We start from the raw sequence: 20,142 nt of genomic DNA on the forward strand, positions 1-20,142 counted from the left end.
CCCGGCCAGAGTGAGACCGTCCCGAGCGGGCCGAGACGAACCAGGAGCACCCCATGAGCACCTCCCTAGCCACCTACATCTCCCTGCCCGGTTCCACCGCCGAGGCCTTCGAACACTGGCACGAGGTCTTCGGGGGTGAGCTGAACCTGCTGCGCTACGGCGACACCCCCATGGAGGGCATGCCGTTCGAGCCGGATCCCCAGGCCGTGGCCCACGTGACGCTGTCCCTGCCCGGCGGGGAGCTGGCCGGCGGCGACTCCGTGGATGACCGTGACTACCCGGTCCGGGACACCGCCTACTCGTTGCTGTACACGGTGGACAGCCCGGATGAGGCCCGTCGACTGATCGGCCAGCTCGTGGCCGGCGGCGGCTCCGAGAACATGCCGTTCGAACAGGCCCCCTGGGGCGACTGGTACGGGCAGGTCTTCGATCGCTTCGGCGTGATGTGGGCGTTCTCCACCGCGGCCGTCGGAGAGGCCGGGTAGGGACGCCGGCCTAGAACAGGAGTCAGGAACGTCGGTCCGTGGCCCGCGTGCTGCCCGGCCGGTGGCCCGCCGCGGCGGCCCGGAGTGAACCCGCTTCGCGGTCGCGCCCGGTCGGCAGCAGCTTCAGCAGGGGGTGGAGCACCGCCAGCACCAGCAGGCCCCACACCAGCCCGACGACGGCCGAGCACAGGGTGTTCACGAGCCAGCCCAGGAATCCCCCCACCGCCGGAAGGGCCGCCACGGGGGCCTCGAGGGCGTGGACCAGGTCGTAGGGGCCGTGCAGCCCGAGTTCGGCCGCCTGCTGGAGCAGGATGTGGCCGCCCACCCACAGCATGGCGACCGTGCCGATCAGGGTGATGGCGGCCAGGACCTTCGGCATGGCCTTCACGAGCGCCTCGCCGAACCGCCGGGTCCCGTCCCCGGCGCCCTCTCTCTGCGCGAGGTGCAGGCCGACGTCGTCCATCTTGACGATCAGCGCGACGGCACCGTACACGAGGACGGTGATGGCGACGGCCACGACCACGAGGATGACGGCGCGGAGCCAGAGGGGTTCGGCGGCCACCTCGTTCAGGGAGATCACCATGATCTCGCAGGACAGGATGAAGTCGGTGGTGATGGCGCCCTTGATCACCTTGTCCTCGGCCTCCGGGCCCCTCTCGGCCGCCGGCGCCTGTTTCTCGGCGTGGTGGCCGCGGAGCTTGTGCCAGACCTTCTCGGCGCCCTCGTAGGCCAGGTAGGTGCCGCCGAGGATCAGGATCCACGGGATGAGCCACGAGATGAACGAGCTGATCAGCAACAGGGCCGGCAGGATGATCAGCAGCTTGTTCCGCAGCGATCCCCAGAAGATCCTCTTGATCATCGGCAGCTCGCGGGACGGGTCGGCACCGGAGATGTACTGCGGGGTGACGGCCGCGTCGTCGATGACTACGCCCACGGCCTTGGTCCCCGCCTTGGCCGCGCCCGCCGCGATGTCGTCCACGGAGGCCGCGGCGATGCGGGCCAGGGCGGCGACGTCGTCCAGCAGGGCGACCAGCCCGCCGCTCACCGGGTGCCCCTCAGAGCGGCACGCCGGGTCGGCGCGGGGCTGGGCTGGATCTCGCGGTGCGGGCGCGTGCTCGGCATGCTCAGAGTGTACGACGGCGGCCGCGCACCTGCCGTACGGTTCTCCCGTGCCGCGGGTGCCTCCGATCCAGCGGGGATCACACGTCCCGGCGGATGAGCTCCTGAAGCGGCACGGGGGAGAGCAGGTAGGGGGCGACCTCCAGGACGGTGAACGCGCCGGTCTGGCCGGAGGCCTTCAGCCGGGCGGCCGCCCGGCCATAGGCCACCTGGGAGGCGGCGGTGAAGTCCGGGTTGCTCCCCAGCTCGAGGGCGAACTCGATCGAGCTGCGGGAGCCGCCGAGGTCGCCGGAGGTGACCACGTGGCCGCCGTGGGGCATGCCCCGGTGGTCCCGCTCGAACTCCTCCTCGGTGATGAAGTGCACCGTGGTGGAGTACGGGGCGAAGTAGTCCGGCATGGTGGTGATGGCCTCGGTGATGGCGGCGTGGTCGGCCTCATCCGCCACCACGTAGCACTCGCGCACATGTGCGGAGGCGCCGGTGATCTCGGCCCCGCGGCCGGCCTTGGCCTCGGCGATCGCGTCCTCGCTCGGGATGGTGTACTGCACGCCCTTCTTGACCCCGGCCACGCGGCGCACCGCGTCCGAGTGTCCCTGGGACAGGCCCTTGCCCCAGAAGGTGTTCTGCTGGGCGTCGGGGAACAGGGCATCGGCCAGGGTGCGGTTGAGCGAGAACAGTCCCGGGTCCCAGCCCGTGGAGACCATCGCCACGTGGCCGCCGGCGCGGGCCGCCTCACCCATGGCGGCGTAGTGGTCGGGGACGAGCTTGTGGTTGTCGTAGGTGTCCACGGTGGTGAAGTGCCGCGCGTAGCCCGTCGCCTGCTCCGGGATGTCCGTGGCGCTGCCGAGGCACAGGAACAGGACGTCCACGTCGGCGGCATGGTCCGCGGCCGAGGCTGCCGGGAAGACCGGGGTGTCCGTGTCCAGCTCGGCGCGCCGGGAGAAGATCCCCACCAGTTCCATGTCCGGCTGGGCGCGGACCAGCTTCTCCACGCTGCGGCCGAGGTTGCCGTAGCCGACGATGGCGGCCCGGATGGGCGTGGTGGATGCGGCGGACGAGGTGGTCATGGGGTGGGTCCTCTTTCTGCTGGCTGGCGGTTCCCCCTCATCGTAGGCGGCATCGTCGGCATCGTCGGCGGCGTGGTCCCGGGGAACCGACCGGAATGACGTCGTCTTGCGTGACGTTGCAGCGTGGTGGGACTTGGTAGAATCAGGACACGGCGCCACGGGACCACCGGTCCCCACCGACCAGGCCCTCACGGCCAGTCGGTCCCCGGCGCCGAGCATCCGCTTCCATGGACGCGAAACCGGTCGAGGACTTCCCATGGAGATTTCCGGGAGGTCTTTTCTCATGTCCACCAACGCGCCCTGCCCGCCCGACGCCCAGGATTCGGCCCAGAACTCGGCCCTGGGGCACGCTCCGGAGCCGGAGGTCACCGAGGCGACCCCGGCCTCGACCACGCCGGCCACCCGGGAGGTCCCGAAGGCACCCGGCGGTCGCCGGGCCCTCGTCGGCCGCCGCGTCTTCCGCACCCCGCTCGTCCGGCGGGTGGTCTACGCGGTCGTCTTCGAGGCGTTCGCCATCCTGTTCGCCACGCTCATCCTGACGCTGATGGGCAATCCGCCCGGGGCCAGCGCCGCCGTCGGCGTGGTGTCCTCCGTGGTCGCCCTGATCTGGAACATGGTGTTCAACACCCTCTTCGAACGGTGGGAGCGCCGTTCGGGGCACACCGGCCGTCCGCTCTGGGTGCGTCTGATGCACACCGTGTTGTTCGAGGCCGGCCTGTTGGTGTTCCTGATCCCGGCCGTGGCCCTGCTGCTGCAGGTCGGCCTGTGGGAGGCCTTCCTCTACGAGGCGGCACTGCTCGTGTTCTTCCTGATCTACAACGCCGTGTACGCCTGGTGCTTCGACCGGGTCTTCGGCCTGCCGGACTCCGCCCAGTAGCACCCGGAGCACTTCGAGGGCAGGGATCAGGTAGCCGGCAGCCCGAGGAATTCCCGGATGGCCGGCAGCTCGCGGCGTGCCTGGGACAGCCCCAGTTCGTGGGAGGCGGCGAGCTTGGCCACGTCCTTCTCCCCGTTGGCGACCGGCATGGTCTCGGGGACGAACAGGTAGGCCCTGCCCCGGCGCTCGAGGTCGAACAGGCGCTCCCGGGTGGCGTTGTAGCGCTGCCAGCGGGTGATCAGCGCCTGGGCGATGGCCGGGTGCCGGCGGAAGTAGCGCAGGTAGAACCGGGGGAACCGTTCGGGGCCTTTGACGTAACCGCGTTCACGGGTCAGGACCACCAGGAACTTCTCGAAACCGGCGTCCTCGGCGGCGGAGACCGGGATGCCGCCGTCCGGCCCCAAGGCCCCGTCCACGTAGGTCCGGCCGTCCAGCTGGACCGGGGGCATCAGCACGGGCATGGTGCTGGAGGCCCGGACCCGCACCATCAGGTCGGCCATCTGCCGGAAATCGTCGCGCCCCCACCACACGGCCTCGCCGGACTCGGCGTCGAAGGCACCCAGCCGCAGGTGGGCGGGATTGGCCTGGAACCGTTCCCAGGGGTAGGGCAGGGCCTGGTCCGGAAGCCCGGTCTCCTCATAGATGTAGCGGGCGTTGAAGAGCCCGTCTCCGCGCAGGAACGTCTTCCAATTGCCGAACTTCGGATCTGCGGCGAAGTCCACGAAGGAGTGCCGGGCGCGCCAGGGGTCCCGCGCCAGGTAATTGGCGGAGTTGGAGGATCCGGCGGAGATGCCGGCCACGAAGTCCAGGTGGATTCCGGCCTCCAGCAGGGCCACCACCATCGCGGACGTGTAGGAGGCCCGCATCCCGCCGCCCTCGAAGAGCAGGGCGGTATCCGTGACATTGCTGTGCAGTTCCACTGTGCCAGCCTAAACGGCTAGGTTGGAGCGCATGGCAACTACCGCATTCAAGTCCACTCCCGTCAACACCGTCGGACAGCTGCCCTCGGTGGGCACGCCCGCCCCGGCGTTCGAACTGACCGGGGCCGATCTGTCCCCGGTCACCCTCGAATCCCTCAGCGGCCGCACCGTGGTGCTGAACATCTTCCCCTCGTTGGACACCGGTGTGTGTGCGCAGTCGGTGCGCACGTTCAACCAGGCCGCCGCCGAGCTGCCGAACACCACCGTGGTGGCGGTCTCGGCCGACCTGCCGTTCGCGGCCGGCCGCTTCTGCAGCGCCGAGGGGATCGACCACGTCACCACCGGATCGGTCTTCCGCTCGACCTTCGGCGAGGACTACGGCGTGAGCCAGGCCGACGGCCCCATGGTCGGTCTGCTCGCGCGCGCCGTCGTCGTGATCGATCCGCAGGGCACCGTGACCTACACGGAGCTGGTCCCGGAGATCACCACCGAGCCGGACTACGAGTCCGCCTTGGCCGCCGTCCGCGGCTGATCCACCCTCCCGCCCATCCGAGAACCGGAACACCGTGACCGACCCCGGCACCCCACGGGACCCCGACCGCACCGCGGACGGGGTCCCACCTCTGCCGGAGCGTCCACCCGCCGTCGGTCCGATCTACGGAACCTCGGGAGACGCCTGGCGCCAGCAGCCGTACCGGGCTCCGGAGCTGGAGTGGCCGGTGGCGCCACGCCCGCACGGAAACCGCCCGCATCGAAACCGGCCGCGCCGCAGCGTCACCTACCGCATGATCATCGCGGTGGGGTTCCTGGCCGGGGCCGTCCTCGCCGGCGGGGTCGGCCTGCTGGTGTTCGACAAGATCCAGGACATCGTGGCGAGCCAGGAGCAGGGCCCCGCCCTTCCGGCCACGGGCGGGGTGCCGCTCGGCGAGGCGCTGCAGCACAGTCATGACGGTATCCAGGTGGACTGGGGCGCCGGGCCGGTGCCGGACGAGGCAGGACTCGACCAGGGCACCCGGGTCCAGGACGCCCCGGGGGTCATCCTGGTGGACACCAGGCTGATGAACGGCCGGGGCACCGGCACCGGTGTCGTGCTGACGGGGGCGGGACTGGCCATCACCAACTACCACGTGGTCGAGAACGCCTCGGATGTCACCGTGACGGTGGCGGACACCGGCGAGGTCTACACGGCCACCGTCCTGGGCCGGGACTCGCTGCATGACGTGGCCGTGCTCCAGATCGAGGACGCCCCCTCCCTGGCGACGGCGTCCATCAACACCGACCCTCCGGACCGCGGGGAGCGCTCGGCCGCCGTCGGCAACGGCGGCGGCCAGGGCTATCTCACGGCCGTCACCGGAGAGGTGACGGGGCTGGACGAGTCCATCGTGGCCTCCTCCGGGGTCCCGGATGACGCGTCCCGCCTGGCCGGGCTGATCGAGACCAGCGCCGACGTGGTCCCCGGCTACTCGGGCGGGCCCCTGGTGGACGGCAATGGCCAGATCGTCGGCATCACCACGGCGGCCTCCCAGGGGGAGACCGCCGAGGAGGTCAACGGCTATGCGATCCCCGTGACCACCGCGCTGGACGTCGTGGAGCAGGTGGTCTCCGGCGAGGAGACGGACACCGTGAGCATCGGGGCGGACGGGGCCCTGGGCGTCGTGGTCCGCAGCGAGGACGGACAGGCCGTGATCATCGAGGTCACGCCCGGCTCCTCGGCCGAACAGCTGGGACTGCGGGAGGGAGACGTGGTGCGGGCCGTGGACGGACAGTCCGTCACGAGCGCCAACGAACTCGCCCGGATCGTCAACGACCACAATGTCGGCGACGTCATCGAGGTCGAATGGACCACGACCTCCGGTGCGGAGAGAGCCGGCGAGGCCACCCTGCAGGAGGCAGTGGTCTACTGACCGTGGCTCACTGGCCCGCGGTCTCCTCCCGTGCCGCGATCTCATCGTCCACGAAGACCCGTCCCGAGACGCGGAGCCCGGCCAGGCCCATCAGCACCCCGGAGCAGGCCAGCAGGACCAGCACGAGGGTCCAGGAGCCGGTCGCCGAATGGATCAGGCCCACGGCGAAGGGTCCGAGCGCGGCCACGAGATAGCCATAGGGCTGGACGAAGCCGGACAACCGCGCCGTGACGTGGGGTGACCTGCTGCGGGCGGGGATCAGGGCGATAGCCGTCGGGAAGGCGAAGCCCCCCAGCCCCAGCAGGATCGCCCACAGCAGCCCGGCCTCGGCCGGAGCCAGCAGCATCCCCACCCAGCCGCAGGCGGTCATCGCGCCGAAGCCGATCATCCACGGCGCCAGGGTCCGGGACCGGTCGATCACGGTCGGCATGACCAGCCCGCCGATCACGCCGAGGGCGGCGACCACCGAGAGCAGGCCGCCGGCGAGGCTGGGCTCCAGCCCGGCGTCCCGGTACATCTGGGGAAGCCACCCGAACTGCACGTAGGCGTTCATGGACTGCAGCCCGAACAGCAGCATCAGGAACACGGCCGTCGGGGAGGATCGCAGCGGCCGGTCCGGCTGGGCCTGCGGCGGGGCCCCCGGGAAGTCATGCCCGGTGCGGCGGGCCACCACGAGCCACAGGAGCAGGGGGATCACGGCGGCCAGGCCCCAGAACCCGAGCGACCAGCGCCAGCCGTCGGCCGGGACGGACACCGTGGAACCGGCCACCTCGGCCAGCGGTGCGGCCAGGCCGGATCCGGCGGAGCCGCCGACCGTCAGGAACATGCTGTACAGCGTCATCAGGGCGACCGTGCGGACGCCGCCGTGCCGCTTGACCCAGGCCGGGACGAGCACGTTGCCCACGGCCATGCCGGCCAGGGCCAGGGCCGTCAGCGGCACGAAGACCCAGAAGGAGGAGGCCACGGGGCGCAGCAGCAGCCCGAGGACCACGACGATCAGGCTGAGTGCGACGCTCAGGGACAGGCCGGCCCGGCGGCCGATGCTGACCGCCACGAAGCCGACCAGCCCGAACATCAGCCCCGGCAGGGCGGTGATGATCCCGGCGACCGAGCCGTCGATGTCCAGGGAGGCGGAGATCTCCGCCAGCACCGGGCCCAGCGCGGTGGCCCCGGGGCGCAGGGAGAAGGCGATGAAGACGACCGCGGCCACGGCCAGCCCGAATCCGACGGTCCCGGCGCGGGCCCGGGGGTGGGCGGAACCGCCGGAGGGGCCGCCGTACGGGGCGTCGGCGGCAGGATCGGGGGCGGTGCCCGGGTCAGTGGTCATGCACCAGTTCTACCCTCTCGCCATAGGTATGACGTCCCCGGCACGTCCTCAGCACGTCATCAGAGGGTGGAGAACAGCAGCAGCGAGATCGCCATGACGGCCATCCCGGCCACCAGCCCGTACATCGCCAGATGATGCTTTCCGTACTCGCGGGCGGTGGGCAGCAGCTCGTCGAGGGAGATGAACACCATGATCCCGGCCACCAGCGCGAAGGTGATGCCGAGCGTGAAGTCGTTCATGAACGGCAGCAGCAGGGCGAAGCCGATCAACGCGCCGGCCGGCTCGGCCAGCCCGGACAGGAACGACCAGCGCACGGCCTTGCGGCGCGAGCCGGTGGCCTCGCGGATCGGCACGGCCACGGCCACCCCCTCGGGGATGTTGTGCAGGGCGATGGCCAGGGCCACGGGCAGGGCCACCTGCAGGTCTGTCAGCCCGGCGATGAACGTGGCGAAGCCCTCGGGGAAGTTGTGGATGCCGATGGCCAGGGCCGTGACGGTGCCGGTGCGCATCATGCGGCGGCGCTTCACGGCCGCCGCCGGATGGTGCACCAGCCCCGGCTCGTGCGGGTTGATCTGCTCGGGGACCAGCCGGTCGATCACGCCGATGATCAGGACCCCGGCGAAGAAGGCGGCGACGGCGGCCCACGGGCCGGTCGTGGGCCCGGCGGCGTCCGCCAGGGAGTCCAGGGCCTTGGGCATGATCTCCATGAAGGAGACGTAGAGCATGACGCCGGCCGAGAACCCCAGGGAGACGGACAGGAACGGCCCGGAGGTGCGGCGCGGCAGCACCGAGATCAGTCCGCCGACCCCGGTACTGAGTCCGGCCAGCACCGTCAGACCGAATGCCAGCCAGAAGTTCTCCACGTCCCGAGTGTAGGGGCGGGCGCGCAGGGAGGGGGCCCGGCTCGCGGTTCACTACGCTGGGGTTCCATGAGCACCGGTCCCCAGAGCACGACGCCGGCCACCTCCTTCCCCGCCTGGCAGCCGGTCCTCGAGTGGGCGGCCTCGCGCGGGGCCTCGGTGCAGCTCACGGTGGTGCACCGCGGCCAGGTGGTGTTCGACGGTGCCTCCGGCTGCACGCCGGATGCGCTGGGGTGGCTGTTCTCGGCGTCCAAGCCCTTCACCTCCCTGCTGGTCCACCGCCTGGCCGGCCGGGGGGTGCTCGACCTGGACTGCGCCGTGTCCGCGTACTGGCCCGCCTACGGGACCGGCGGACGCGGCTCCAAGTCCGGCACCACGCTGCGTGACGTGCTGACCCACCGCACCGCCGTGCCCACGGCGGGCCCCTACCCGGCCGCGGTGTTGACCATGCACCGCGCCGGGCCCTCGGCGCAGCGGGTGGCGCGTGGCCGGCGTCGTGGACGGCGGTATGCCGGGGTCTCCGCGTATCAGCCGCTGGACTCCGGGTTCATCCTGGGCGAGGTGGCGCGCCGGGCCACGGTTCGGGATGCGGAGGGTCTGGGGGAAGGTCTGGGGGAGGGCCGGGAGGAGGGTTGGGCGGAGCTGCTGCGGCGGGAGGTGCTGGACCCGGCGGGGCTGGATGATGTGCACCCCGGGGTGCCGGACGCCCAATTGCACCGCTGCCTGCCGCTGGACGGGTCCTGGCGGGCCGGGCCGGGTGGGCCGGTGGTCGCCGCCGTGCTGAACCGCCGTGCCGTGCGCCAGGCCCGGATCCCCGCGGCCGGGATCTCCACGACCGCCCGGCAGCTCGCCCGGTTCTACGCGGAGCTGCTGCACGCCCCGGAACGGGCCGCACTGTGCGCGCCGAGCTCGGAGGGCGGCCGGGATGCGTGGACCCGGCTGCCGACCCGGTGGGGGACCGGGGTGCAACTGGGCGGCACGGGGGAGGCGTGCCCCTTCGGCACCACGAGCACGGAGCGGACCTTCGGGCACAACGGTTCGGACGTCTGCCTCGGGTGGGCCGATCCCGACCTGGACCTGGCCGTCGGGATGGTCACGGACCGCGCCAGCGGGCATCCGGCAGACCGCAGGCTCATGGTCCAGGTCTCGGACCTGGTCCGGGCCACGGCGCTGTCGCACGGCGGCGGATGAGAGGACTCATCACCGTCTCATCCACCGCTCATGGTCGTCTCATCCCGACCCTGCAGGATATTCACAGGAACTTCAAAGGACGGATGCAGTTGTCATGCTGAACCAGACCCCGCACCACAGCGCACGCCCCAGCGGCGGGCGACGGGCCGTCGTCGTGGGCTCCGGCCCCAACGGTCTCACCGCCGCCGCCGTGCTGGCCCGCGCCGGCTGGGAGGTGGACGTCTACGAACGGCACCACGCCTACGGCGGGGCGAGCGCGTCCGCGGACGTCCTGGGCCCGGGCACCATCGTGGACCTCGGTGCCGCCGGGCACTCCTTCGGCGTCGCCAGCCCCGTGTTCAGGGACCTGGACCTGACCTCCCACGGGCTGGAATGGGTGCATCCGGAGTATCCGATGGCCCACCCCCTGGACGGCAGGCCCGCCGCGGTGCTGCATGACTCGATGGAGGGCACGGTGGCCGGGCTCGGCGCCGACGGTGCGGCCTGGAAGGCCCTGCACGCGCCGCTGGTGGGGGACATCGACGCCCACCTGGCCAACATCCTCGGCCCCTCGCTCGTGCGCTGGCCCCCGCACCTGCTGAGCATGGCCCGATTCGGGGTACGGGCGCTCTGGCCCTCCGGGGCGCTCGGCCGGGCCCTGTTCCGCCAGGAGCCGGCGCGGGCCCTGTTCGCCGGGTCCTCGATCCATGCCATCCTGCCGCCCTCGCACCTGCTGACCTCCGCCTTCGGGCTGATCTTCGGCGCCCTCGGCATGACCCGGGGCTGGCCGGTGGCCCGCGGCGGGTCGCAGGCGATCGCCGACGCCCTGGTGTCCGTGCTGCGCTCCCATGGCGGCCGCATCCACCTGGACCACGAGGTCACGGACCTCGGCGAGTTCGCCGGGGCGGACGCGATCCTGCTCGACCTGACCCCGCGCCAGCTGCTCGGGCTGAAGGGGACGGACCTGACCGACCGCTATGCGGGTCACCTGAGGCGCTGGAAGTACGGCACCGGCGTCTCCAAGGTCGACTTCCTGCTGGACGGGCCGGTCCCGTGGACCGATCCCCGGGTCAACGGCGCCGGCACCGTGCACGTGGGCGGCTCCCTGGCCGAGATGGAGCACGCCGAGCGCGAGGCCATGGCCGGCCGGATGCCCCGGCGGCCCTTCGTGATGGTCTGCCAACAGCAGGCCGCGGACCCCTCCCGCGCCACCGGGGAGGCTGCGGGGAAGACCGTGCTGTGGACCTACGCCCATGTCCCCGGCGGCCACGACGCCCCCGTGGACGAGGCCATCATCTCCCAGATCGAACGGTTCGCCCCCGGATTCCGGGACCGGATCGTGCACCGGGTGGCCAGCCCGCCCTCGGCCCTTGAATCCTGGAACCCCAACCTCATCGGCGGGGACGTGGCCGGGGGATCCATGGGCGGGCTGCAGCAGATCCTGCGCCCCGCACCCGTGCTCAGCCCGCACCGCACCTCCACCCCCGGGCTGTACCTCGCCTCCTCCTCCACCCCGCCGGGCGGGGGAGTCCACGGCATGGCCGGCCTCCACGCCGCCCGCGCCGCCCTGGCCGACGCCGCCTCGCACCGAAGGACATCACCGTGAACACCGACCTCCCGCACCATCGCCTCTCACCCGCCGCCACCGAACGCGACCTCTGGGCCCTGACGGCCGGCGTCGCCTTCGCCGCCGTACTGCTCTCCCCGGTGCGGCACTACTTCAACGGCAAGGACAAGAACGAGCAGGACTCATTCCCGCTGTCCACCTTCCCGATGTTCTCGGACGACCGGAGGGACCGCACCCGCATCCCGCACGTGGCCGGATTCACCGCCGACGGCCGGCGGGTCACCCCGCACTACAGCCACTTCGGGGCCGGCGGGCTGAATCAGGTCCGCAAGCAGATCACCCGCATGGTCCGCCAGGGCCGCGGCGTGGAGATCGCCCAGCGATACGCTGACGCCCTCGCCGAACAACAGCGGCGCCCCGCGCCCGCGGGACAGGGTCCCGGAGCGCTCCGGCGGCGGAAGGAGGCGGACATCGTCCGGGTGGAGGTGGTGCGCTCGCGGTACTTCTTCGACACGTACTACGCCGGCAACACCACCCCGCAGACCGAGACCGTCCACGCCCGGGCCGAGGTGGGTGGCACCGCCGTGGCCGTCTCGCAGACGCGCCGCGACGCGGACCAGGACCCGCAGGGCCCGCCCACCGGCCCCATGGCCCGCTCCGAGCTCGGCAACATCCCGCCACGGCCCGTGGGCCAGGGGAACACCCCCGGCGACTACCTCACCGAGAACACCGTCCAGTCCGCACCCGAGTCCGCACCCGAGTCCGCATTCGAGCAGGAGGCCGCCCGATGACCGGCACCGATTCCCCCGTCCCGACCGTTCCGACGGTCCCGAGCTTCCCGTCCTTCCAGGCGCCGGTGTTCCAGGCGCTGGTGGACCACCTGAGGCCGGCCGCCCAACCGATCCGACCGGCCGTGCTGCGCGTGGCGACGGGCCTGTTCTCCGCCGTCCACAACATCAGGCGCCGCCCGATGTTCCGGAAGCTCCACGCCCAGGACGCCTCCCAGTTCACCCCGGTGGGCGTGGTCAAGGTCCTCTCCAAGCCCCTGCCGCCGAGACTCGCGGACGGGATCTTCGATGCGGCGCAGATCGTCAACCTCGCCGCGACGCTGGGCGTGGGGCACCGGATCACGGGCCCGCTCAACGCTGCGCTGCAGCTCTGGACCATCAGCTACCGCAACTCGTGGACCATGCTGCTGCACAGCGACAACATGATGACCCTGCACCAGATGGTCCTGGGGACCACCCGGTCCGCGGACGCCCTCAGTGTGGATGCGCTGCTGCGGGAGGGGACCCTCTTCCCCCAGCGGTACGAGCGGTCCTACGGGGCCGTCCCCACCGCCATGAACGTGGCCACGGTGGTCGTGTACTTCATCTCCGGGATGGCCAAGGTCCGTGGCCCGCTGGGCCTGAAATGGGCCGCGGGAGACGTCCTCCGCGGCCAGATCGCGGTCGACGGGATGCGCAAGGACCTCTTCGGCACCGCCAAGCCCGCAGCCGGGACGGCGCTCTACCAGCAGAAGGAGCTGTTCACCGTCATGGCGGCCCTGTCCCTGGCCGTCGAACTGGGGGCGCCCCTGTCCCTGGTCAACCGCCGGCTGGGTCAGCTGTTCGCCCTCGGGGCGTGGGGGATGCACGTGGGCATCCGCATCGTGATGGGCATCAAGTTCAAGTACAACGTCTCCGGGGTGTCCTACCTGCCCTACTTCCCGATGGGCCCCCAGCTGCCCCGCTGACCCCACTCGCTCAGCCTCCCAGAAGCAGTCCACACTTTGAGGGCGATCCCACCGGTGGGATCGCCCTCAACGTTCTCTCGAGTCGTCCCTCAACGTTCTCTCGAGTCGTGAAGGAACCACTGAATGAAAAGAAAACCGCAGGTCGTGATGTGAAACGTCCATTTCGTGACTTCCGTCGACGTTGAGGCGATCTCCTGTAACAGCCCGGAAACACGGGGTTTTCGGGGAGACCCCGAGAGGTTACGGGATAGTAACGATTGGCTCCGAACCACACTATTCAATGTTGCTTTCGTATGTTGCGAGGCTATTCTCGTGCACACCTTGTGGTGTTGCTCACCCTCTGGTGCCACTCCGGGAAATCGGATCGGCACCGGCATCGGACCGGCCCTCCCACCCCATATCCGGGTCGGATCGGGAGCACTCCACGTCTCGCACCTGTTTGAATGGAGACGCTTTGATGAAGTACACAAAGCTTTCTGCCGCTGCTGCCCTGTTGGCCAGCTCGGCACTTGTCATGACCGCCTGTGCACCGGGCGGCCCGGCCGAGAACAACGAATCCGAAGAATCCGCTGCCGGGGGCAGCAACGGTGAGGTCTTCACCGGCGACAACGGGCAGCAGCTCACCGTCGAACCGGCCGACTCGGGCAAGGCCGACCTCGGCGAGATCGAGACCCAGGACGGCTCCATCGCCTACTCCGTGGGCGAGGACGAGTTCATCTCCTACAACTCGATGACCCCGGAGACCTACTCCAGCTACAACAGCGCCATCACCGAGCGGATGATCTCCACGTTCGCCTACTTCGGCACGGACGGCGAGATCTACCAGAACGAGGAGTACGGGACCTACGAGAAGGTCGCGGACGACCCGCTCCAGGTGAAGTACACCATCAACGAGGACGCCGTCTGGTCCGATGGCACCCCGGTCACCGCGGCCGACTACATCCTCAAGTGGGGCGTCGAGAACCCCCGCATCTCCACCGGGGAGGGCGAGGAGGCCACGCCGCTGTTCAACGCGGTGTCGCACACCTTCGGCGAGTACGTCCCGGAGGCTCCGGAGGGAGCAGCGGACGGCAAGGAATTCACCATCACCTTCGATGAGCCCTACGCCGACTGGCCGATCATGGTGGACACGGCCCAGCCGGCCCACGTGGTCGCCGAACAGTCCGGCATGGGCATGGAGGCCATGATCGAGGCCGTGCAGAACGAGGACGCCGAGGCGCTGGCGCCGGCCGCAGAGTTCTGGAACACCGGCTGGAACACCTCGCCGGGCGAGCTGCCCGCCGAGGAGCTCGCACCCTCCAACGGTCAGTACAAGTTCAAGAGCTGGGAGCCCGGCCAGTCCATCACCCTGGAGGCCAACGAGGAGTACTGGGGTACCCCGGCAGCCACCCAGGAACTGGTCATCCGCTTCGCCGCCCCCGAGACGCACGTCCAGGCCTTGCAGAACGGTGACCTCAACGTCATCGAACCGCAGGCCACCGTGGACACCCTCGAGCAGCTGGAGGGACTCGGCGACCAGATCGTCATCCAGCAGGCCTCCTCGCTGACCTGGGAGCACCTGGACTTCAACTTCATGGAGGAGTCGGTCTTCTCCGACAGCCCCGAACTGCGTGAGGCCTTCGCCCTGTGCGTGCCGCGCCAGAACATCGTGGACAACCTGATCAAGCCGCTGAACCCGGACGCGACCGTGATGAACGCCCGCGAGGTCTTCCCGTTCCAGGAGAGCTACCAGGAGGTCGTGGACGCGGCCTATGACGGCCAGTACGACGAAGTGGACATCGAGCAGGCCACGCAGCTGGTCGAGGAGTCCGGGGAGACCGAACTGGACGTCCGGATCGGTTACAGCCAGCCGAACCAGCGCCGCACCGAGACCGTGGCCATGATCAAGTCCTCCTGTGACGAGGCGGGCTTCAACGTGATCGACGCCGGTCACGCGGACTTCTTCGGTGTGGTCCAGCCGGCCGGTGACTGGGAAGTGGCACTGTTCGCCTGGGCCGGCTCCGGGCAGATCGCCTCGGGCCGGAACATCTACCACTCCTCCGGCGCGCAGAACTACAGCGAGTTCTCGAACGAGGAGGTCGACGCCGCGTGGGACGCCCTCGCCGGATCCGTTGACCCGGCCGTCCACGCCGAGCAAGTGAAGCTCATCGAGCGGGGGCTGTGGGAGAACCTGCACGGCATCCCGCTGTACGCCCACCCGGGGCTCGTCGCCCACTCGGCCGACGTCGCCAATGTGCGCAACACCGCCACCCAGTCGGGCGCCGTGTGGAACGCGGAACAGTGGGTCCGTGTCGAGTGATCGCGTGAGCTGATCAGTCCACCGGTCATCCGGTGCTGAACCGCGGAACCAGTGGGGGCCTGGCCTAACCGGCCAGGCCCCCACTCGGTCCCCGGCAGATCTCACCTGAGACCTCGGTGGCCTCCTGAGGCCGCCGTCGGTCCAGGCCGACGTCCTCGATCCCCTGGCACGGAAGGCAACGTTCTGTTGTGCTGAAATTCATCCTCCGCCGCTTCGGCAGCTCATTCCTCGTCCTCCTCGGGGCGTCCCTGTTGCTCTATGTGCTCACCATCAACTCCGGCGACCCCCTCAAGGACCTGCGCGAGTCCAATGCGGACAACCGCGAGTACCTGATGGACCAGCGCGTCGCGTTCATGGGCCTCGACGAGCCCTGGTACGTGCGGTACTGGGAGTGGCTGACCGGCGTCGGCCAGTGCGTCATCGGCCAATGCGACCTCGGCACCAACCGGTCCGGCCAGCAGGTCATCGACCTGCTGGGGCTAGCTGCATCCTCGACCCTCCGACTGGTCGTCCTGGCCACCGTGATCGCCATGGTCTTCGGCATCCTCATCGGCATCCTGACGGCCATCCGCCAGTACTCCGGACTGGACTACGCCGTCACGTTCCTGACCTTCCTGTTCTTCTCCCTGCCGGTCTTCTGGGCCGCCGTGCTCCTCAAGGAGTACCTGGCCATCGGCTTCAACGACTGGCTCGTCAATCCTGACCCCGGTTTCTCCTGGCCCACGATCGTCGTGGTCGGCCTGGTGCTGGGCCTGGCCCTGCAGGCCGTCCTGGCCGGCAACGCCCGACGCCGGCTCTTCACCTTCCTCGGCGCCTTCGCCTTCACCTGTGCCGTCCTTCCCTACATGGACTGGCTGAACTTCGCCCGCTATCCCCAGCTCGGACCGGTGGTGATCACCCTGGTCGGTGTCTCCGCGGCCGTCGGCGCCACCGTCCTGGGGGCCGGCCTGAAGAACCGCCGGGTCCTCTACGCCGGTCTCGTCACGGCCGGGTTGGGACTGGTGGCCTACTACGCCACCTACAACCTGCTGTGGGATCCGAACTGGCTGATCATCCTCATCCTCGCCGTGGTGGCGATCGGCGTCGCCGTCCTCGTCGGACGCCTGATGGGCGGCTACTCCAAGGGCGCGGCCACCGTGGTCACCCTCTTCACCGCCGTCATCATGGGTGGGTTGATCATCGTGGAGCACCTGTTCCGGGCCTGGCCCTCCTACCTGGATGCCGTGGGCCGGCCCATCGCCACCATCGGCTCGCAGACCCCGAACTTCACCGGCACCTTCTGGGAGGACTTCCTGGACAAGGGCACCCAGCTGCTGCTGCCCACCATCCTGCTGGCGTTGATCTCCCTGGCCAGCTACTCGCGCTACACCCGCGCGTCCATGCTCGAGGTCAGCCAGCAGGACTACATCCGCACGGCGCGGGCCAAGGGCCTGAACGAACGGCAGGTCATCCTCAAGCACGCCTTCCGCAACTCCCTGATCCCGATCACCACGATCATGGCGTTCGACTTCGCCAGCCTGATCGGCGGGGCCGTCATCACCGAGCAGGTCTTCGGCTGGCAGGGGATGGGCAACCTGTTCCGGGTCGGACTGGAGCAGGTGGACCCGGCACCCGTCATGGCCTTCTTCCTGGTCACCGGGACCGCAGCAGTCCTCTTCAACCTCCTGGCGGACATCCTGTACGCCGTCCTCGACCCCCGGATTCGAGTGTGAGCCCGATGACTACCCCGAGCAACGAGAGCGGACCCTCCCAGCAGGCCGTGGACATGGCCAACCTGGCCGAGGTCGAGGACGCCAAGCTGCGCCAGCAGACCGGCACGTCCTACAGCCAGGGACAGCTGGTCCTGCGCCGGTTCCGCAACCACAAGGCCGCGATGGCCTCCGCCGTCTTCCTGCTGCTGATCTTCCTGGTCGCCTTCAGCTCCATCGGCTTCGCCGGCATCCCCGGCTGGTGGGACAAGTCCTACACGGCGGCCGGTGCCGTGCTGGACGGCGGCAATCCGACCCTCTCGGTGGTCCCCCAGTGGCTGGGGGGCGAGGGCCTCCGCTGGGGCGAACACCCCTTCGGTCAGGACACCACCGGCAAGGACTACTTCGCCCTGGTCATGCGAGGCACCCAGCAGTCCCTGATCATCGCCCTCGTGGTGGGCGTCGTCTCCACCGTGATCGGTTCCGTGGTCGGCTCCATCGCCGGGTACTTCCGCGGCTGGATCGATTCGCTGCTGATGCGCCTGACCGACCTGGTCATCGTCATCCCGCTGCTGGTGCTGGCCGCCGTCCTCGGGCAGATGTCCTCAGGACTCGGGGCCGGCATCCTCCCGCTGGCGCTGGTGCTCGGACTCGTCACGTGGACCTCGCTGGCCCGCCTGGTCCGCGGTGAGGTCCTCTCCCTGCGGGAGAAGGAGTTCGTGGCCGCGTCCGTGGCCATGGGCGCCAAACCCGGACGGGTGATCCTGCGGCACCTGCTGCCCAACACGGTCGGCGTGATCGTGGTCAACGCGACCTTCGCGATCGCCGCCGCCATCCTGCTGGAGACCTCCCTGTCCTTCCTCGGCTTCGGCGTGAAGCCGCCGGACTCCTCCCTCGGCCTGCTCATCAGCCAGTACCAGAACGCCTTCACCACGAGGCCGTGGCTGTTCTGGTGGCCGGGCATGATCATCCTCGGCATCGCCCTGTCCGTGAACTTCATCGGCGACGGCCTACGGGATGCCTTCGACCCCCGCCAGGGGTCCCGCGGCAAGAAGAAGTCGTCCGTCGCCGCGGTCCTCGGCCTGCGGGGACGCGAGAAGGCCTTGGACCGGGCGGCCACGGAGTCGCCGGCCGGCCCCGGTGGGCTCGACGTCCAGAGCGGCGGATCGGGCCGGCTGGGCAGCGACGACACACCGGAGGGGCCCCTGAAGCGGCGCCGCCGGGACCGGAACGAGGAAGAGGACGAGCGATGAGCATCTTCGGACGCAAGAAGGACCAGTCCCGTGAGAGCGACGACGCCGGACGGCCCGGCACTCCGGGCCAGGGCACCGCAGGAGCCGGACGGCCGGCGTCGGACCCCTCGCCGGTCACCGGCTCACTGAGCCTGGTCCAGCGGCACCCGGACCTGGACGGCAGGCCGATCCTGTCCTTCCAGGACGTCTCGGTCACCTTCGGCACCGAGTTCGGTGACGTCGAGGCGGTCAAGGGCGTGAGCTTCGACGTCAAGCCCGGCGAGGTGGTGGCCCTCGTGGGGGAGTCCGGCTCCGGCAAGTCGGTGACCTCGGCCACGGCCATGGGGCTGCTGCCGGCCAACGCCCACGTCTCCGGGACCGTGATGTTGGGCGAGCGGGAGGTCACGAAGCTGGACAGCAGCGGGCTGCGCAAGATCCGGGGCCGCCACGCCGCCATGGTCTTCCAGGAGCCCATGACCGCGTTGAACCCCGTGCTGACCGTGGGGGACCAGCTCACCGAATCCCTCAACGTGCACGACATCGCCTACGGCACCGAGGCGGACCGCCGGGCGGCGGAGCTGCTGGAGATGGTGGGCATCCCGGACGCCAGGAACCGGCTCAAGCAGTATCCGCACCAGTTCTCCGGGGGCCAGCGCCAGCGCATCGTCATCGCCATGGCGATCAGCTGCTCGCCGGAGGTGATCATCGCCGACGAGCCGACCACCGCCCTGGACGTGACGGTGCAGGCGGAGATCCTGGAGCTGTTGCGTTCGCTCAAGGACCAGCTGAACACCGGCATCCTGCTGATCACCCACAACATGGGCGTGGTGGCGGACATGGCGGACCGCGTGTGCGTGATGCTGCGCGGCGAGCTGGTGGAGTCCGGCGAGGTCCACCAGGTGATGCAGAACCCGCAGCACCCCTACACGGAGCGCCTGCTGGGCTCGGTGCCGCGACTGGGCGCCGAGCTGGACGCGGCGGAACCGGTCTCGGAACCGGTCGCGGAACCCGCGGAGGAGGACTCCCCCCAGGAGGAGGCCATCGCCGCGATCGAGGCCGAGGGCCTGTGCATCGAGTACGACCACCGCGGCAAGAAGAACCGCGTGGTCCATGACATCGACTTCCAGGTGGCGCCGGGGGAGATCCTCGGGCTCGTGGGGGAGTCCGGCTCCGGCAAGTCCACCATCGCCAAGGCCGTCCTCGGCCTGCTGCCGGTGGCCCAGGGGTCCCTGAAGATCCACGGCCAGGACCTGCCGAGCCTGGCCGGGAAGGAGTCCCGTGCCCTGCGGCGGCGCATCGGCGTGGTCTTCCAGGACCCGGCGGCCTCGCTGGACCCGCGCTTCCCGATCGGTGACATCATCACGGAGCCGATGGTCATCCACAAGGTCGGCAACCGGAAGTCGCAGCTGGACCGCGCCTACGAGCTGCTGGACGCGGTGAAGCTGCCGCGCTCCGTGGTCAACCGGTTCCCGCACGAGCTCTCGGGCGGCCAGCGCCAGCGCATCTCCATCGCCCGGGCGCTGACCCTGGACCCGGAGGTGCTGATCGCGGACGAACCGACCTCCGCCCTGGACGTCTCCGTCCAGGCGGCGGTCCTGGACATGTTCGCCGAGCTGCAGTCCCGCTACGAGTTCGCCTGCCTGTTCGTCTCACACGACCTGGCCGTGGTGGACATGCTGGCCCACCGGGTGCTGGTGCTCAAGGACGGCCGCCAGGTGGAGCAGGGGCCCACCCAGGAGGTGCTGCACCACCCCACGCAGGAGTACACCAAGCGCCTGCTCTCCGCCGCCCCGGTGCCGGACCCGGACGAGCAGCTCGCCAAGCGCACCGAGCGCCGCCGGTTCCTGGAGTCCCTGGGCGAGCGCGCCTACTGACCAGGCGCAGAGTGACCT

At 70.1% G+C, this 20,142-nt stretch carries 17 protein-coding genes; 12 read left to right on the plus strand and 5 right to left on the minus strand.

The window, feature by feature from the left end; translation table 11 throughout:
• Window positions 1-53 precede the first annotated feature (53 nt).
• The gene (locus tag AB0K08_RS10185) at window positions 54-485 is read left to right on the plus strand and encodes a VOC family protein (RefSeq protein WP_363354018.1); all 432 of its coding nucleotides are present in this window, start codon (window positions 54-56) and stop codon (window positions 483-485) included.
• Between the two features lie 22 nt (window positions 486-507).
• Here the strand turns inward: AB0K08_RS10185 and AB0K08_RS10190 are convergent, their stop codons facing one another.
• On the minus strand, window positions 508-1,530 hold the full coding sequence (locus AB0K08_RS10190) for a DUF808 domain-containing protein (protein ID WP_363354020.1): 1,023 nt from the start codon (window positions 1,528-1,530) through the stop codon (window positions 508-510).
• Window positions 1,531-1,684: 154 nt separating this feature from the next.
• Window positions 1,685-2,671 carry a diaminopimelate dehydrogenase gene (locus AB0K08_RS10195; RefSeq protein ID WP_363354022.1) on the minus strand — a complete coding sequence of 329 codons (987 nt, stop codon included), beginning with the start codon at window positions 2,669-2,671 and terminating at the stop codon, window positions 1,685-1,687.
• Window positions 2,672-2,954: 283 nt separating this feature from the next.
• On the opposite strand from AB0K08_RS10195, the gene AB0K08_RS10200 reads away from it, so the two are divergent.
• Window positions 2,955-3,548, plus strand: coding sequence for a PACE efflux transporter (locus AB0K08_RS10200; RefSeq protein ID WP_363354024.1), 594 nt, complete (start codon window positions 2,955-2,957; stop codon window positions 3,546-3,548).
• Between the two features lie 26 nt (window positions 3,549-3,574).
• Here the strand turns inward: AB0K08_RS10200 and AB0K08_RS10205 are convergent, their stop codons facing one another.
• Window positions 3,575-4,468: a patatin family protein gene (locus AB0K08_RS10205; RefSeq protein ID WP_363354026.1), complete on the minus strand. Its 894-nt coding sequence runs from the start codon at window positions 4,466-4,468 to the stop codon at window positions 3,575-3,577.
• A 31-nt stretch (window positions 4,469-4,499) separates the two neighbouring features.
• Here AB0K08_RS10205 and tpx point away from each other — a divergent pair, with 31 nt between their 5' ends.
• Together tpx and AB0K08_RS10215 are read left to right on the plus strand one after the other, a co-directional pair.
• A complete protein-coding gene (gene tpx / locus AB0K08_RS10210; protein ID WP_363354028.1) occupies window positions 4,500-5,000 on the plus strand; it encodes a thiol peroxidase in 501 nt (166 codons plus the stop codon).
• A 34-nt stretch (window positions 5,001-5,034) separates the two neighbouring features.
• Window positions 5,035-6,372 (plus strand): S1C family serine protease, encoded by a 1,338-nt coding sequence (locus tag AB0K08_RS10215; RefSeq protein WP_363354030.1) that lies wholly within the window; start codon window positions 5,035-5,037, stop codon window positions 6,370-6,372.
• Window positions 6,373-6,379: 7 nt separating this feature from the next.
• Here the strand turns inward: AB0K08_RS10215 and AB0K08_RS10220 are convergent, their stop codons facing one another.
• Window positions 6,380-7,699 carry an MFS transporter gene (locus AB0K08_RS10220; protein ID WP_363354032.1) on the minus strand — a complete coding sequence of 440 codons (1,320 nt, stop codon included), beginning with the start codon at window positions 7,697-7,699 and terminating at the stop codon, window positions 6,380-6,382.
• Between the two features lie 59 nt (window positions 7,700-7,758).
• Entirely contained in the window at window positions 7,759-8,562 is an 804-nt protein-coding gene (zupT, locus tag AB0K08_RS10225) for a zinc transporter ZupT (protein WP_363354034.1), read from the minus strand.
• A gap of 66 nt (window positions 8,563-8,628) precedes the next feature.
• Between zupT and AB0K08_RS10230 the strand changes: the two genes are divergently transcribed.
• The 8 genes from AB0K08_RS10230 (at window position 8,629) to AB0K08_RS10265 (ending at window position 20,124) form a co-directional block, all read left to right on the plus strand.
• Window positions 8,629-9,750 (plus strand): serine hydrolase domain-containing protein, encoded by a 1,122-nt coding sequence (locus AB0K08_RS10230; protein WP_363354036.1) that lies wholly within the window; start codon window positions 8,629-8,631, stop codon window positions 9,748-9,750.
• A 94-nt stretch (window positions 9,751-9,844) separates the two neighbouring features.
• Window positions 9,845-11,335 carry an NAD(P)/FAD-dependent oxidoreductase gene (locus tag AB0K08_RS10235; RefSeq protein WP_363354038.1) on the plus strand — a complete coding sequence of 497 codons (1,491 nt, stop codon included), beginning with the start codon at window positions 9,845-9,847 and terminating at the stop codon, window positions 11,333-11,335.
• On the plus strand, window positions 11,332-12,087 hold the full coding sequence (locus tag AB0K08_RS10240; protein WP_363354040.1) for a hypothetical protein: 756 nt from the start codon (window positions 11,332-11,334) through the stop codon (window positions 12,085-12,087). The genes AB0K08_RS10235 and AB0K08_RS10240 overlap by 4 nt, the downstream gene beginning before the upstream one ends.
• Window positions 12,084-13,031, plus strand: coding sequence for a hypothetical protein (locus AB0K08_RS10245; RefSeq protein WP_363354041.1), 948 nt, complete (start codon window positions 12,084-12,086; stop codon window positions 13,029-13,031). The genes AB0K08_RS10240 and AB0K08_RS10245 overlap by 4 nt, the downstream gene beginning before the upstream one ends.
• A 457-nt stretch (window positions 13,032-13,488) precedes the next feature.
• Window positions 13,489-15,330 (plus strand): ABC transporter family substrate-binding protein, encoded by a 1,842-nt coding sequence (locus AB0K08_RS10250; protein ID WP_363354043.1) that lies wholly within the window; start codon window positions 13,489-13,491, stop codon window positions 15,328-15,330.
• 188 nt (window positions 15,331-15,518) lie between these two features.
• On the plus strand, window positions 15,519-17,042 hold the full coding sequence (locus tag AB0K08_RS10255) for an ABC transporter permease (RefSeq protein ID WP_363354045.1): 1,524 nt from the start codon (window positions 15,519-15,521) through the stop codon (window positions 17,040-17,042).
• 53 nt (window positions 17,043-17,095) lie between these two features.
• Complete coding sequence (locus AB0K08_RS10260; protein WP_363354295.1) at window positions 17,096-18,271, plus strand: ABC transporter permease; 1,176 nt, start codon at window positions 17,096-17,098, stop codon at window positions 18,269-18,271.
• The gene (locus AB0K08_RS10265) at window positions 18,268-20,124 is read left to right on the plus strand and encodes an ABC transporter ATP-binding protein (protein ID WP_363354047.1); all 1,857 of its coding nucleotides are present in this window, start codon (window positions 18,268-18,270) and stop codon (window positions 20,122-20,124) included. Before AB0K08_RS10260 ends, AB0K08_RS10265 begins: the two co-directional genes overlap by 4 nt.
• The last annotated feature ends 18 nt before the right edge of the window (window positions 20,125-20,142 follow it).

The organism is Citricoccus sp. NPDC055426 (assembly GCF_040677445.1).
Classification (GTDB): domain Bacteria; phylum Actinomycetota; class Actinomycetes; order Actinomycetales; family Micrococcaceae; genus Citricoccus.

Bases quoted from the DNA above. Each gene is read 5' to 3' on its own strand.
- AB0K08_RS10185 (WP_363354018.1), top strand. From the start codon at position 54: ATGAGCACCTCCCTAGCCACCTACATCTCCCTGCCCGGTTCCACCGCC.
- AB0K08_RS10195 (WP_363354022.1), bottom strand. From the start codon at position 2,671: ATGACCACCTCGTCCGCCGCATCCACCACGCCCATCCGGGCCGCCATC.
- AB0K08_RS10200 (WP_363354024.1), top strand. From the start codon at position 2,955: ATGTCCACCAACGCGCCCTGCCCGCCCGACGCCCAGGATTCGGCCCAG.
- tpx (WP_363354028.1), top strand. From the start codon at position 4,500: ATGGCAACTACCGCATTCAAGTCCACTCCCGTCAACACCGTCGGACAG.
- AB0K08_RS10220 (WP_363354032.1), bottom strand. From the start codon at position 7,699: ATGACCACTGACCCGGGCACCGCCCCCGATCCTGCCGCCGACGCCCCG.
- AB0K08_RS10230 (WP_363354036.1), top strand. From the start codon at position 8,629: ATGAGCACCGGTCCCCAGAGCACGACGCCGGCCACCTCCTTCCCCGCC.
- AB0K08_RS10235 (WP_363354038.1), top strand. From the start codon at position 9,845: ATGCTGAACCAGACCCCGCACCACAGCGCACGCCCCAGCGGCGGGCGA.
- AB0K08_RS10245 (WP_363354041.1), top strand. From the start codon at position 12,084: ATGACCGGCACCGATTCCCCCGTCCCGACCGTTCCGACGGTCCCGAGC.
- AB0K08_RS10250 (WP_363354043.1), top strand. From the start codon at position 13,489: ATGAAGTACACAAAGCTTTCTGCCGCTGCTGCCCTGTTGGCCAGCTCG.
- AB0K08_RS10260 (WP_363354295.1), top strand. From the start codon at position 17,096: ATGGCCAACCTGGCCGAGGTCGAGGACGCCAAGCTGCGCCAGCAGACC.
- AB0K08_RS10265 (WP_363354047.1), top strand. From the start codon at position 18,268: ATGAGCATCTTCGGACGCAAGAAGGACCAGTCCCGTGAGAGCGACGAC.